Raw genomic sequence first — 13,708 nt, 5'->3', positions numbered from 1 at the left:
AATCAGACATACCGGCCTGATTTGTTGCCAAGGAACCTGCCCCATGTCCGACTCTGCGCTACCCCGTGACCTGCATTACGTTGACGACACCCAGCCTGGCATCCGTCGCAAGACGGTGCGCGGCAAGTTCCACTACTTCGACCCCAAGGGCGTACGCATCACTGATGCGGATGAGATCAAGCGCCTTAACGCCCTGGCGGTCCCTCCGGCCTATACCGACGTGTGGATCTGCGCCGATCCGAGCGGCCACCTGCAAGCCACCGGCCGCGATGCCCGTGGGCGCAAGCAGTACCGCTACCACGCGCGCTGGCGCGAGGTGCGCGACAGCGACAAGTACGCTCGGCTGCAGGAATTCGGCAACGCCCTGCCGAAACTGCGCAAACAGTTGGAAGCGCAAATCGCCGAACCCGGCTTCACCCGCGAAAAAGTGCTGGCCACGGTGGTGATGCTGCTGGATGCGACGCTGATCCGCGTCGGCAACACCCAATATGCGCGGGACAACAAGTCCTACGGGCTGACCACGTTGCGCACCCGCCATGTGGACGTGAAAGGCAGCGAGATCCAGTTCCAGTTCCGTGGCAAGAGTGGCGTCGAGCATCAGATCAGCGTCAAGGACCGGCGCCTGGCCACGGTGGTCAAGCGCTGTCTGGAATTGCCGGGGCAGAACCTGTTCCAGTACCTGGACGAAGACGGCGAGCGCCACACCGTCAGCTCCCATGACGTGAATGAATACCTGCACAGCCTTACCGGTGCGGACTTCACCGCCAAGGACTACCGCACCTGGGCCGGCACCGCCATGGCGCTGGCAGTGTTGCGGGAGTTGGAGTGGCAACCTGAGTCCGATGCCAAGCGTCACGTCGTGGCCATGGTCAAGGATGTCGCCAAGCAACTGGGTAACACCCCGGCGGTGTGTCGCAAATGCTACATCCACCCCGCCGTGCTGGAGCATTTCAGCCTGGGTGAACTCTCCAGGCTACCCAAGCCGAGGATACGCAAAGGGCTCAAGGCCGAAGAGGTGGCCTTGGCGATGTTCCTTGAACAACTGGCGGCGGACTTGCCGAAAAAAGCCAAGGCGGGTTAGGCTTGGCCTCCCTTCCGACGCACGGGACGACCGCCGACGTGAACCACTAAGCCTTCCAAAATGTATCTGCAACGAGCCGCCTGGCGCGCTTGTTGGCCTGTCCGACATTTTTTTGGAGGTGCTGATGACTGACGTCAACCGGCCGCCCACGCTTGTTTCCTTGCAACACCTGAGTGTCCAGTTCGCCAATGGCGAAACCCTGCTCGACGACCTGAGCCTGTCCATCGACCACACGCCCACCGGGATCGTGGGGCGTAACGGCCGCGGTAAAAGTATCCTCGCCAAATTGATCGCAGGGGTGTTGCCGCCCTCCTCCGGCACACTGAACGGCCCATCCCGCGTGACGTACGTACCGCAGAGCATCGTGGTAGCACCGGGCGAAACCGTCGCTGACCTCACCGGCACCGCCGCGACCCTGGCAGCCCTGGCTCGCATGGCCCAGGGCGCGGCGCAGGTCGATGACCTGGCGTTGATCGATGACCGCTGGGACCTGGCCGAGCGTTTGCGCAGCGCCCTGGATGCAGCGGGCCTGCAAGCACTGGGTGCCGATACCCCGGCCGATCGGCTCAGCGGCGGCCAGTTAGCCCGGGTCGCCGTGATAGGTGCACTGTTATCCACGCCACCTTTGCTGGTGCTCGACGAACCCACCAACCATCTCGACAGCGACGGCCGTGCCTGGCTGCTGCGCGTGCTCGGGGCTTGGCGCGGTGGCCTGGTGGTGGTCAGCCATGACCGGCAATTACTCAACACCATGGCGCGCATCATTGAACTGTCGCCGCTCGGCGTCCACGTATATGGCGGCAACTACGATGACTATCGACAACAGCGCGATGCCCAGCAACAGGCTGCCATCGCCGCACTGGAACACGCACGCCTGGAGCGCAGTCGCAACCGTCGACGCTTGCAAAAGGAGCATGACAGCCTGCAGCGTAACGCTGCTCGCTCCCGCAAGCATGCCGAGACGGCCAACGTCGACCGGTTCACCAAGGCGCGCTGGAAAGGCGCCGCCACGGAAGTTGTCAGCAGCGTGCGCAGCACGCATTGGCAACACAAACATGAACTGGATGCCCAGGTGCGCGAGGCCTACGAACGGGTCGAGGATGAAACACCGACGCTGTTGGCGTTGCCCGCCTCAGCAGTGCCCAACGGCCGCCAGGTGCTGTCGCTGGTAGACGCACAACTGCCGTGGTTGCCCTCCACCTGCCTGAACATCCACCTCGCCGGCCCGGCGCGCGTCGCCGTGCGCGGGCCAAACGGTTGCGGCAAGTCGACGCTGCTCAAGGTATTGGCGGGCGAGTGGCGGGCGGTGAGCGGAGAATGCCGCGTGCAGGTGCCCAGCGCCTATATCGACCAGCACCTCACCCTGCTGGATGACCGACGCAGCATCATTGAACAGCTTAACCTGCTGGACACACCACTGGCCGAAGCCGAACTGCGTACGCGCCTGGCCTTGCTGCAACTGGACGCCTTGCGTGTCACCCAGCCGGCCGGCCAACTGAGTGGCGGCGAACGCTTGAAGGCGGCGATGGCCATCGCGTTGTGGCGCGAGGTGCCGGCGCAGCTGCTGTTGCTGGACGAGCCCACCAATCACCTGGACCTCGAATCGGTGATGGCTTTTGAGCAGGCGTTGCACGGTTTTACCGGCGCCCTGCTGGTGGTGTCCCATGACCCGGCGTTTGTGCAGGCGATCAAGCCGACGCACTTTCTGGATTGGCATTGTGCAGGGTGGACCCTGGAGCGTGCCTGAGGTCATTGCATGCGCGCTGAAAGCGTCCTACGGTAGTGGCCGGATAATCTCACCGAGGAACCCGGCCTTATGCTGCCTTCGCCGCGCAAGCCCTACGTCAATGCTGCACTCGCCCATCGACAGCGCTGGCGTGGCCGTGTCGGGCTGATGCTGGTGGCCAGCCTGTCGGTACTGGCGGGCATGACCGATGCTATCGGCTTTATGGCGAGCGGCGACTTTGTTTCGTTCATGAGCGGCAACACCACGCGCCTCGCGGTGGCGATCAGCGCAGGAGACCTTGGCTTGACCGGGCGGCTGCTGTTGCTGGTCGCGACATTTGTGGTGGGTAATGCGTTGGGCGTGGTGGTCAGCCGAATGAGCCGCCGCCATGCCTTGCCTTTGCTGCTGTGTATTGCCGCCCTGCTATGCGGTGCGGCATGGCTGCCGTTCGCCGATACGTTGCTTGCGCTGCTGGCGGCGATCATCGCAATGGGCATGCTCAATGCCGCCGTGGAAGAGGTCAACGGGCTGCCGGTGGGACTGACCTACGTAACCGGAGCGCTTTCACGCTTTGGCCGCGGGTTGGGTCGCTGGCTGCTCGGGGAGCGCCGCAGTGGCTGGCGCGTGCAGTTGATCCCCTGGGCCGGGATGTTTGTGGGGGCAATCATTGGCGCGCTGTTGGAGCAACAGATGGGCTTGAAGGCGTTGCTGGTCAGCGGCGTGTTGGCGGGCTTGCTGGGGCTGGTATCCCTCAAGATTCCGCGTCGCTGGCACCTGGGTTACATGCCGCGCTGAAGAAAGGGGATGCTCGCCCGACGTTTAGGCCTCGACGTCCGTGTGCTGGTAAAGAGCCATCATGTCGGGCGAGCGGGTGAATCATAAGCTAATGCCTGGCGACTGTCGTGCCAGGCATTTCCGAAAACCACTAAGGTAACGGATTACAGGCAAGTCGCGAGTGCGGCCAAGCGGCGCTTGGCTGGCATGTTGTCTTCTGCTGCGTAGTACTTGATGGTGGAGCCGTTGCCCGCGCTTTGCACGTCGACGAAGTAGTCCCCAGCGGTGGTGTAAACGGTAAAACCGCCCGCCGCGATCGGCTCCTTGAAGCCGCCGGCGTCAACGCCGAACACGCTTTCGTCCTGCCAGCCGAACTGGACGCATTCGGCAACTACCAGGGTGGCCTTGTCCGAAGCCAGGGTTTTGTAAGGCGTGCCCGCGCGCGCCTCCTTCATCTTCGAACCCGCGCAACCAGCCAGGGCCGCCAGTACCAGTGCGCCAATTACCACCTTGTGCATGCCATTGCTCCGTTGGAAAAAAACGCGACTGTACCATTGCCGTGGCGCGGACTGACGGCTGCATGAACTTTGTTTCACTGTGAAGGAAGCTGGCGCCCTCTATATTGGCCAGGCTCATTTTTAGAAGTATCCCTTCTGCCCGCCCTCCCGCGGGCTTTTTTTCGCCTGTATTCTCAGAGCAGCCAGCGGAACAGATAGAACAACGCCATGCTCAGCAACACGGTCATCAACACGTTGCGCGTCCAGAACATCAACGCCACCGCACTGATGCCTGCCAACAGGTAAGGGTTGGCCGGGCTCAGGTTGAGGTGGTGATCGGCCAGGAAAATGATCGGCCCGCAAATCGCGGTGAGCATCCCCGGTACGGCAAACCCGAGGAACTCCCGCGCACCACGGTTGAGGCGCACGGGAAGGCGCGGCTCGATGAACAGGTAACGGTTGAAAAATACCACCAGGCCCATGGCCACAATCATGATGTAGATCATCGCTGCCCCACTCCCAGTCGTTTGCAGGCATACCCCGCGCTCATGCCCAGCACGCCGGACACCACCACCGCCGATTCCCAATGCAGGAAACTCAGCCACACCGAAAACAACAGTGATACGGCCACGCAGACCACCGTCGGGATGTCGCGCACCACCGGCGTGATCAGCGCGATAAACGTGGCCGCGATGGAAAACTCCAGGCCCAGTTGATCAAGGCCGGGAATGCTTTTACCGAGCACGATGCCCGCCAGGGTAAAGAGGTTCCAGGCGATATAGAACGTCAACCCCACGCCCAGGGCGTACCAACGGTTGAAGGTCTCACGGTCGTAGTGACTGACCAGTGCAAAGAATTCGTCGGTCAGCAGAAAGCCCAGGCTCATGCGCCAGCGGGCCTTGAGGGGTGACAGGATCGGGCGCAAGTGCATGCCATACAGCAAATGTTGAGACGTCAGCAGCAACGTGGTCAGTACGATGGAAATCAGGCTGGCGCCGCTCTTGACCATACCGATGGCGACCAACTGGGCAGCACCGGCAAACACAATGGCGGACAAGCCCTGGGCTTCCAACGGGCTGAATTGCGCATCGATGGCCATGGAGCCGGCCAGCAGTCCCCACGGCGCGCACGCCAGGGACAGGGGGATAACGGCGATCGCGCCGCGAGCGAAGGCGTAATGAGGTAAGGCGGTAGGCATGGAAACGGCTCATCGACAGACAGTCGACAAGCATGCCATTGCAACAATGGAGCTGTCTTGAACGATCTTGCTCAGGCGAGCCTGACTGACACTTGCTCTACCGAATCACGCGCTTCACGCAGTTCGTAGGCGTCCTGGTTGAGCCGGTGAATGGTATTGAGCAGACGCTGGCGCAGCACCTCATCGCCCAGTTTTTCGACGGCACGCATCAGGTCGAACGCCGCGGTTTCGTTATTGTCCGCGACGGAGTCCAGGGTCTTGCGCAGGTTGCGAGTGGCACGGGTCACGCGGTGTCTTCCTTCATCAGCAATGGGCAGGCACTTTAGGACATTCATGTTTCATTTTAATTTCAAACACTTGTGGCGAATTCAAGCCCATTTGATCCACGTCAATCGAAGCCGCGCTTGACTAATACATATGGAAATACGTATATTCGGATAAACCTATATAAAAAGGCCCTGACCATGTCGGACCTCACCTCGCCCCCCACCCTGTTCAAATGCCTGGCCGATGCCACGCGCACGCGCCTGACGTTATTGATCCTGCGCGAAGGCGAACTTTGCGTGTGTGAATTGATCCATGCCTTGGACGAAAGCCAACCCAAAGTTTCACGTCACCTCGCGCAACTGCGCAGTTGCGGGTTGCTGTTGGACCGTCGTCAGGGTCAATGGATCTACTACCGCATCAACCCGGCATTGCCCGACTGGGTGACCGAGGTGCTGCACACCACCCTGCAAGCCAACCAGCCATGGTTGCACATCGACGCACAGCGTCTGGATGCAATGGGCGACAGACCACAACGGGCCAGCACCTGCTGCTGAGCCATCGGAGCGTTTATTCATGCTTGTCGCAATTGCCATTTTTATCTTCACCATCGTCCTGGTCATCTGGCAGCCAAAGGGTTTGGGCGTCGGCTGGAGTGCCACGATGGGCGCGGTCCTGGCCCTGGCCTCTGGCGTGATCAGCCTGGCCGACATTCCGGTGGTGTGGCACATCATCTGGAATGCGACAGGGACCTTTGTCGCGCTGATCATCATCAGCCTGTTGCTGGACGAGGCAGGCTTCTTTGCCTGGACAGCGCTGCATGTTGCACGTTGGGGACGCGGGCGCGGCCGGCGCTTGTTCGCGTACATGGTGTTGCTGGGCGCCCTGGTGTCGGCGCTGTTCGCTAACGACGGTGCGGCGCTGATCCTCACACCCATCGTCATGTCGATGCTACTGGCCCTGCGTTTTTCCCCGGCGGCGACCCTGGCATTCGTGATGGGTGCAGGGTTCATCGCCGACACGGCGAGCCTGCCGCTGGTGGTGTCTAACCTGGTCAATATTGTCTCGGCGGATTACTTCAAGATCGGCTTCAACGAATACGCCGCGGTGATGGTGCCGGTGAACGTCGTCAGCGTCGCGGCCACGTTGGCGGTGCTGTTGTGGTTCTTCCGCCGTGACATTCCGCAAACCTACGACCCGGCCGACCTCGAAGATCCTGCCAGTGCAGTCCACGACCGCGCCACCTTCCGGGCCGGCTGGTGGGTGCTGGGTATCCTGCTGGTCGGCTGCTTTGCCCTGGAGCCGCTGGGCATTCCCATCAGCGCGATTTCCGCTGTCTGCGCCGTACTCCTGCTGGTAATCGCCGCCAAGGGCCACACGATCTCCACGCGCAAAGTGCTTAAGGAAGCACCGTGGCAGATCGTGATCTTTTCCCTCGGCATGTACCTGGTGGTCTACGGCTTGCGTAACGCCGGCCTCACCACCTACCTCGCGACCTGGCTCGATACGTTCGCCACTTACGGTGTGTGGGGCGCGGCCATGGGCACGGGTGTGCTGACGGCGCTGCTGTCCTCGGCGATGAACAATTTGCCGACCGTGTTGATCGGCGCGCTGTCCATCGAGTCCAGCCATGCCGTGGGCGTGGTCAAGGACGCGATGATCTACGCCAACGTGATCGGCAGCGACCTGGGCCCTAAAATCACCCCTATCGGCAGCCTCGCCACCTTGCTGTGGCTACACATCCTGGCACGCAAGGGCATCACCATCACCTGGGGCTACTACTTCAAGGTCGGCATCGTACTGACCCTGCCGGTGCTGTTGGTCACCCTTGCCGCCCTCGCCTTGCGACTGAGTTTCTAAAAGGAGATCGCTCCATGAAAGTCCTGTTCATGTGTACCGCCAACAGCTGCCGCAGCATATTGTCCGAAGCGATGTTCAACCACTTGGCGCCAGAAGGTTTCGAGGCGATCAGCTCCGGCAGCTTCCCCAAGGGCCAGGTCCTGCCGCGCAGCCTGAGTACGCTGCAGGCCGCCGGCATCAGCACCGAGGGTTTGTACAGCAAGGGCAACGAGGCCTTTGAGGGCAGCCCGCCAGATGTGGTGATTACCGTGTGCGACAAGGCGGCCGGCGAAGCGTGCCCGGTGTATTTCGGCCCGTCTGTGAAGGCGCACTGGGGGTTGGAAGACCCTTCGGATGTGCAGGGTGACGATGCACGCGTGCAGGCGGCATTCGACGCCACGCTGAAGACCATTGCCACTCGCTGCCGGGCGTTTTTCATCCTGCCGTTTGCCGAGCTCAGCCCAACTGAACTCAAGGCAGAACTCGCTCGAATTGCCGAGCTGTAATCGGAGGCCCTATGACCAGCCTGCCCAACCTGGACCTGTCGCTGATCCCATCAAAACCGGACGGCTTGGCCCAACCACCCCGCATCCTGCTGCTCTACGGCTCGACCCGCGAACGCTCCTTCAGCCGCCTGCTGGTAGAAGAAGCCGCACGCCTGTTGCAGCACTTCGGTGCGCAAACGCGCATCTTCAACCCGAGCGGTTTGCCACTGCCCGACGATGCGCCGCGTGACCACCCCAAAGTCCAAGAACTGCTGGAACTGATGCAGTGGTCCGAAGGCCAGGTATGGTGCTCGCCCGAGCGCCACGGTTCGATGTCAGCGGTGTTCAAGGCGCAGCTCGACTGGGTGCCACTGGCCCTTGGCGCAGTGCGCCCGACTCAAGGTAAAACCTTGGCGGTGATGCAGGTGTCCGGCGGGTCCCAGTCCTTCAATACGGTTAACCAGTTGCGCGTGCTGGGGCGCTGGATGCGCATGTTCACCATCCCCAATCAATCCTCGGTGCCCAAGGCGTTCATGGAGTTCGACGATCAGGACCGCATGAAGCCCTCCGCCCTGTACGACCGCGTGGTCGATGTAATGGAGGAACTGGTGAAGTTCACCCTGCTGCTGCGCGAGCGCCCGGACCTGGTGGACCGCTATTCGGAGCGCAAGGAAAGCGCCGACGAACTCTCGCACCGCGTCAATCAACGGTCGATCTGAGCCCGCCTGCCAGCGTATGCTCGTGCCTGTCTCCTGGCTGAGTTGAATCGATGAGTACCGTGCGACACGCCTGGCTGGGCCACTATGAAATCAGCAGCACCGCCTGCACCGGCCTGACCTTTGCCCGCCATAGTCATGATGAATGCGTGATCGGCGTGAACCTGCTGGGCGAAGAAAAAGTCTGGCTCGACCGTCGGGAGTTCCACGCCGGACCCGGCGCCATCACCTTGTACAACCCCGGCCAGATTCAGGGCGGCGGTGCGGCAGACGGCGCGCCCTGGCATTTTGTGAGCCTGTACGCCACGGCGGATCAATTGGCGACGGACCTTGGGCTGGCGCACCTGGAGTTTGATCGTTCACTGTGCTTCCAACCTGACCTTGCGCTGCGACTGGCGACGGCGATCAAGGGCGCGTTGAGTACCGACACGCTGGATCGCGAACTGAATGAAGAGGCGTTGGTGCTGCTGCTGGGCGAAGTCGTGGATATCAGCGGTGTGCGTCTGCCAGGCAGCACTGGCACCGGCAAGCCTCTGATCAGTCGCGCCCAGGAACTGCTTTCCGAGCAACTGCATCAACCCCTGACGCTGGACCACCTTGGCGCTGAGCTGGGCCTCTCCAAATTCCACCTGCTGCGCGCCTTCCAGAAAGAAACCGGGCTGACGCCCCGTGAGTGGGCCATGCAGTTGCGTACGCGCCGCGCCAAGGGGCTATTGCGCAACGGCATGGCAGCTTCCGACGTCGCTCATCACCTGGGCTTTGCCGATCAAAGCCACCTCAATCGGCACTTTCGCTCCGCCTACGGCATCACGCCGGGTCTCTATCAAAGCGCTGTTAAACGCTGAACAGCGCAATCTGGTCCAAGACACCACCACGGCTCATCCTCACACTGCCTGCCATCTCTTGAAGGAATGTGGGCATGCTGACGATCTTCTTTTACGCATTGGTATTCGGTTTTGTGTTCTGCCTCTCCCCCGGTGCCGTGCTGGCGGAGACCCTGCGCCGTGGCTTGCTGCACGGCTTCACACCGGCCTTGCTGGTGCAGTTCGGTTCACTGGTGGGCGATGCAGTGTGGGCGATAATCGGCCTGACCGGCATCGCTTTGCTGATCCAGCATGACGCCGTGCGCGTGCCGTTGACGGTGGTGTGTGCGTTGTACCTGGCTTGGCTCGGCATTCGCAGCATGATCGACGCCTGGAAGCTACCTGAGTCAGACGATGCACCCGCCAGCACCCGGCAAAATGCGCTGGCGGTGGGCGCGGCAATCTCCCTGGCCAACCCGAAAAATATTGTCTACTGGGGCGCCCTGGGCAGTGCACTGTCGGGCATCGTCGGCGCCACGCCAAGCCAGGGGCAGACGCTGATGTTCTTTGCCGGGTTCATGCTTGCGTCGGTGCTGTCGTGCTTTCTGATTGCGGCGCTGGTCAACCTCTTGCGCAAGAACGCCTCACCGTTGTGGCAGCGCATCAGTCATGGCGCTTGTGGCGTGGTGTTGATCTATCTGGCCGTTCTGGCGGCACAGGGTATATGAAGTTATATACATACTAACTTCCGAGCGCCTCTTGTCTGAATGAACTCTGAACATCGAACACTTTAATTATTCATGCGTTGACATTTTGTAACCATCTGAGTAGATTGCCCGTGCCCGCAACTGGGGCCTTTTTTAAACCTCACAAAAGAAGCCAATGGACACAGTATCTAGTCGCTGTCCGAGCACCGCTTACGCGGGCATCGGGCGCCAAACCCAGAATATGACAGGACTCGCCACCCCGGTCCGGTAAGCTGCGCTAGAGCTCGACGCTCCACCGTAACTGCCTCGCCGGTCGCCTGTCCGGTCCCGAGGTGTGTTATGACCTTGCTAACCCTTGCTTTACCCGATGTACGCACCCTTGCCGCCGCCCTGCGCGCCAAGCTGTGCCGCGAGCCCGTTGGTTTTTCGCCGACCCGCTCGGCCTTTGCTGCACCCTCCCCTCAAGTGCGTCCGGCCCACCCGCTGGTGCACTGGCGTGTCTGCCCTGCTACTGGCCAGCTGGTACAGCAGTGGGATCACGCCGACACTCAAGACCCCCAAAGACCGCAGGTTTCCAGACGGGCCCAGGCCGGCCTGTTGCTCGGTCTTTACCTGAGCACTCGCGCTGCCTGAACCGGCTGGAAACAGCAACTTCCTGACTACTATCCTGGCGTTCTTTATCAATACGTCCAGTGGTAGCCCGCTGTGCGCGTTTTAACTAACGCCCCAGCAGAAGTTATGTAACCCCCTTATTTAAACCGATCGCGAAGTTGGCGACTCGGCATGCTTTCGCTCGCCTGTAGCCAGGTAAGTAACGGGTATGTTTTGTCGAAAATTGGCGACAGGAGTACACACAATGAGCGCCGTAAAAAACCCGCCTCTGCATAAAAAGAATGGCACCGACGCCGACACCAAACTGTCGATGCGTGCCGCCCGCGAAGCCCACAACGGCCTGTCGGCCACCCTGGCGAACGTACGTGCCACCCAGGACGGCTTGACCGAACTGGACGCCTCCGCTCGCCTGCAACGTGAAGGCTACAACGAAGTTGCCCACGATAAGCCGCCGCACGCCATCGTGCAGTTCCTGCACGCACTGAACAACCCGTTCATTTACGTGCTGCTGACCCTGGGCGGCATCAGCTTCTTCACCGATTGCTGGCTGCCGATGCAGGAAGGCGAAGACGCTGACCCAACCAAAGTCATCATCATCATGACCATGGTGCTGCTCAGCAGCCTGCTGCGGTTCTGGCAGGAACACCGTTCGGCCAAATCCGCCGAAGCCCTGAAAGCCATGGTGCGCACCACGGCCACCGTGCTGCGCCGTGAACAAGTGGGCGCCCAACCGTCTCTGCGCGAAGTGCCGATGCGCGAGTTGGTGGCTGGCGACATCGTGCAGCTGTCGGCCGGCGACATGATCCCCGCCGACATCCGCCTGATCGAATCCCGCGACCTGTTCATCAGCCAGGCCGTACTGACCGGCGAAGCCCTGCCGGTGGAGAAGTACGACACCCTTGGCGATGTCACGCAGAAGTCCGCCGGGCCGGTGGCCGCCGACCAGGGCAACCTGCTGGACCTGCCCAACATCTGCTTCATGGGCACCAACGTGGTCAGCGGCCGTGCCAAAGCCGTGGTGGTCGCCACCGGGCCGCGCACTTACTTTGGCTCCCTGGCCAAGGCGATTGTCGGCTCGCGCGTACAAACCGCGTTTGACCGTGGCGTGAACAGTGTCAGCTGGTTGTTGATCCGCTTCATGCTGGTGATGGTGCCGATCGTGTTCTTCCTCAATGGCTTCTCCAAGGGCGACTGGGGCGATGCGTTCCTCTTTGCCCTGGCGGTTGCGGTTGGCCTCACCCCGGAAATGCTGCCGATGATCGTCAGCGCCAACCTGGCCAAGGGCGCCACCGCCATGGCCAAGCGCAAAGTGGTGGTCAAGCGCCTCAACGCGATCCAGAACTTCGGTTCGATGGACGTGCTGTGCACTGACAAGACAGGCACCCTCACCCAGGACAAGATCATCCTTGAGCATCACGTCAACGCCTTCGGCCAGCGCGATGATGCCGTACTGTCCCTGGCCTGGCTCAACAGCTACCACCAGAGCGGCATGAAGAACCTGATGGATCAGGCGGTGGTGCAATTCTCGGAGCAGAACCCGAAGTTCCAGGTGCCGTTTGCCTACAGCAAGGTCGATGAGCTGCCGTTTGACTTTGTCCGCCGCCGCCTGTCGATCGTGGTCAAGGATGCCGCCGACGACCAACTGCTGGTGTGCAAAGGCGCCGTGGAAGAGATGCTGGGCATTTCCACGCATGTGATGGACGCCGGTACAGCCGTGCCGCTGGATGAACGTCGCCGTGAGGAACTGCTGGCGATCGCCAACGACTACAACGAAGACGGCTTCCGTGTACTGGTGGTGGCCACCCGTCACATCCCTAAATCGCTGGCACGCCAGCAGTACACCACTGCCGATGAGCGCAATCTGGTGATCCAGGGCTTCCTGACCTTCCTCGATCCGCCGAAGGAAACCGCTGGCCCGGCGATTGCGGCCCTGCAACAGATCGGTGTGGCCGTCAAAGTACTGACCGGCGACAACGCGGTGGTCACCAGCAAGATCTGCCGCCAGGTCGGTCTCGATCCAGGCCAGCCGCTGCTGGGTGCCGAAATCGAAGTGATGGACGACGCCACCCTGCTACGCCGGGTGGAAGAACGCACCGTGTTCGCCAAGCTCACACCGCTGCAGAAATCGCGGGTACTCAAGGCGCTGCAAGCCAATGGGCACACCGTGGGCTTCCTCGGTGACGGGATCAACGATGCGCCGGCACTGCGTGATGCAGACGTGGGCATCTCGGTCGACAGCGGTACGGACATTGCCAAGGAATCGGCTGACATCATCCTGCTGGAGAAGAGCCTGATGGTGCTGGAAGAAGGCGTGCTCAAGGGCCGCGAAACGTTCGGCAATATCATGAAGTACCTGAACATGACCGCCAGCTCCAACTTCGGCAACGTGTTCTCGGTGCTGGTGGCGAGTGCATTCATTCCATTCCTGCCGATGCTGTCGATCCACCTGCTGCTGCAGAACCTGATGTACGACATCTCCCAACTGGCGCTGCCGTGGGACAAGATGGACAAGGAATACCTGGCCAAGCCGCGCAAGTGGGATGCAAAAAACATCGGCCGCTTCATGATCTGGATCGGGCCGACCTCGTCGATCTTCGACATCACCACCTTCGCGCTGATGTGGTACGTGTTCGCCGCCAACAGTGTGGAAATGCAGACGCTGTTCCAGTCCGGCTGGTTTATCGAGGGGCTGCTCTCGCAAACCCTGGTCGTGCACATGCTGCGTACCCGCAAGATCCCATTCTTCCAAAGCACCGCCGCCTGGCCGGTGTTGATGATGACCTGCGTGGTGATCGTGCTGGGGATCTACGTGCCGTTCTCGCCGCTGGGCACCCTGGTGGGCTTGCAACCGCTGCCGATGGCCTACTTCCCATGGCTGGTGGGCACCCTGCTCAGCTACTGCTGCGTGGCCCAACTGATGAAGACGATCTACATCCGCCGCTTCAAGCAGTGGTACTGATCTTCCCCGCCGTTTAAACGGTGGCGGTCGCCCGGCCGCCACCGAGC

At 61.4% G+C, this 13,708-nt stretch carries 15 protein-coding genes; 11 read left to right on the top strand and 4 right to left on the bottom strand.

The genetic code is table 11. From position 1 onward, the window contains the following. Positions 1-43 precede the first annotated feature (43 nt). The 3 genes from CQ002_RS07365 to CQ002_RS07355 all read left to right on the top strand — a co-directional run bounded on the left by CQ002_RS07365 (position 44) and on the right by CQ002_RS07355 (position 3,602). Positions 44-1,081, top strand: coding sequence for a DNA topoisomerase IB (locus CQ002_RS07365; protein WP_034105143.1), 1,038 nt, complete (start codon positions 44-46; stop codon positions 1,079-1,081). Between the two features lie 124 nt (positions 1,082-1,205). Further along, a complete protein-coding gene (locus CQ002_RS07360) occupies positions 1,206-2,828 on the top strand; it encodes an ABC-F family ATP-binding cassette domain-containing protein (RefSeq protein ID WP_034105141.1) in 1,623 nt (540 codons plus the stop codon). A gap of 69 nt (positions 2,829-2,897) precedes the next feature. Continuing rightward, positions 2,898-3,602, top strand: coding sequence for a YoaK family protein (locus CQ002_RS07355; RefSeq protein WP_034105139.1), 705 nt, complete (start codon positions 2,898-2,900; stop codon positions 3,600-3,602). Between the two features lie 143 nt (positions 3,603-3,745). Here the strand turns inward: CQ002_RS07355 and CQ002_RS07350 are convergent, their stop codons facing one another. The 4 genes from CQ002_RS07350 to CQ002_RS07335 all read right to left on the bottom strand — a co-directional run bounded on the left by CQ002_RS07350 (position 3,746) and on the right by CQ002_RS07335 (position 5,563). Continuing rightward, positions 3,746-4,099 carry a hypothetical protein gene (locus tag CQ002_RS07350; protein WP_034105137.1) on the bottom strand — a complete coding sequence of 118 codons (354 nt, stop codon included), beginning with the start codon at positions 4,097-4,099 and terminating at the stop codon, positions 3,746-3,748. Positions 4,100-4,272: 173 nt separating this feature from the next. Further along, positions 4,273-4,584, bottom strand: a complete 312-nt coding sequence (locus CQ002_RS07345; RefSeq protein ID WP_034105135.1) for an AzlD domain-containing protein — start codon at positions 4,582-4,584, stop codon at positions 4,273-4,275. Further along, the gene (locus CQ002_RS07340) at positions 4,581-5,276 is read right to left on the bottom strand and encodes an AzlC family ABC transporter permease (RefSeq protein ID WP_034105133.1); all 696 of its coding nucleotides are present in this window, start codon (positions 5,274-5,276) and stop codon (positions 4,581-4,583) included. The genes CQ002_RS07345 and CQ002_RS07340 overlap by 4 nt, the downstream gene beginning before the upstream one ends. A 71-nt stretch (positions 5,277-5,347) precedes the next feature. Then, complete coding sequence (locus CQ002_RS07335; protein ID WP_010210327.1) at positions 5,348-5,563, bottom strand: hypothetical protein; 216 nt, start codon at positions 5,561-5,563, stop codon at positions 5,348-5,350. 177 nt (positions 5,564-5,740) lie between these two features. Here CQ002_RS07335 and CQ002_RS07330 point away from each other — a divergent pair, with 177 nt between their 5' ends. The 8 genes from CQ002_RS07330 to mgtA all read left to right on the top strand — a co-directional run bounded on the left by CQ002_RS07330 (position 5,741) and on the right by mgtA (position 13,661). Continuing rightward, positions 5,741-6,097 (top strand): metalloregulator ArsR/SmtB family transcription factor, encoded by a 357-nt coding sequence (locus CQ002_RS07330; protein ID WP_069023768.1) that lies wholly within the window; start codon positions 5,741-5,743, stop codon positions 6,095-6,097. Positions 6,098-6,116: 19 nt separating this feature from the next. Beyond that, the gene (locus tag CQ002_RS07325) at positions 6,117-7,400 is read left to right on the top strand and encodes an arsenic transporter (RefSeq protein WP_069023767.1); all 1,284 of its coding nucleotides are present in this window, start codon (positions 6,117-6,119) and stop codon (positions 7,398-7,400) included. 14 nt (positions 7,401-7,414) lie between these two features. Beyond that, on the top strand, positions 7,415-7,885 hold the full coding sequence (locus tag CQ002_RS07320) for an arsenate reductase ArsC (protein ID WP_034105125.1): 471 nt from the start codon (positions 7,415-7,417) through the stop codon (positions 7,883-7,885). Between the two features lie 11 nt (positions 7,886-7,896). Continuing rightward, on the top strand, positions 7,897-8,583 hold the full coding sequence (arsH, locus tag CQ002_RS07315; protein WP_034105123.1) for an arsenical resistance protein ArsH: 687 nt from the start codon (positions 7,897-7,899) through the stop codon (positions 8,581-8,583). Between the two features lie 50 nt (positions 8,584-8,633). Then, on the top strand, positions 8,634-9,425 hold the full coding sequence (locus tag CQ002_RS07310) for an AraC family transcriptional regulator (protein WP_034105121.1): 792 nt from the start codon (positions 8,634-8,636) through the stop codon (positions 9,423-9,425). Positions 9,426-9,499: 74 nt separating this feature from the next. Then, the gene (locus CQ002_RS07305; protein WP_034105120.1) at positions 9,500-10,111 is read left to right on the top strand and encodes a LysE family transporter; all 612 of its coding nucleotides are present in this window, start codon (positions 9,500-9,502) and stop codon (positions 10,109-10,111) included. A gap of 318 nt (positions 10,112-10,429) precedes the next feature. Continuing rightward, a complete protein-coding gene (locus CQ002_RS07300; RefSeq protein WP_098466552.1) occupies positions 10,430-10,723 on the top strand; it encodes a hypothetical protein in 294 nt (97 codons plus the stop codon). 223 nt (positions 10,724-10,946) lie between these two features. Then, the gene (gene mgtA, locus CQ002_RS07295; protein ID WP_105162306.1) at positions 10,947-13,661 is read left to right on the top strand and encodes a magnesium-translocating P-type ATPase; all 2,715 of its coding nucleotides are present in this window, start codon (positions 10,947-10,949) and stop codon (positions 13,659-13,661) included. The last annotated feature ends 47 nt before the right edge of the window (positions 13,662-13,708 follow it).

It is taken from the genome of Pseudomonas sp. MYb13 (assembly GCF_002980075.1).
Classification (GTDB): domain Bacteria; phylum Pseudomonadota; class Gammaproteobacteria; order Pseudomonadales; family Pseudomonadaceae; genus Aquipseudomonas; species Aquipseudomonas lurida.
The sequence above is the reverse complement of the archived record's forward strand: the minus strand, read 5'-3'. Positions and strand labels throughout refer to the sequence as shown.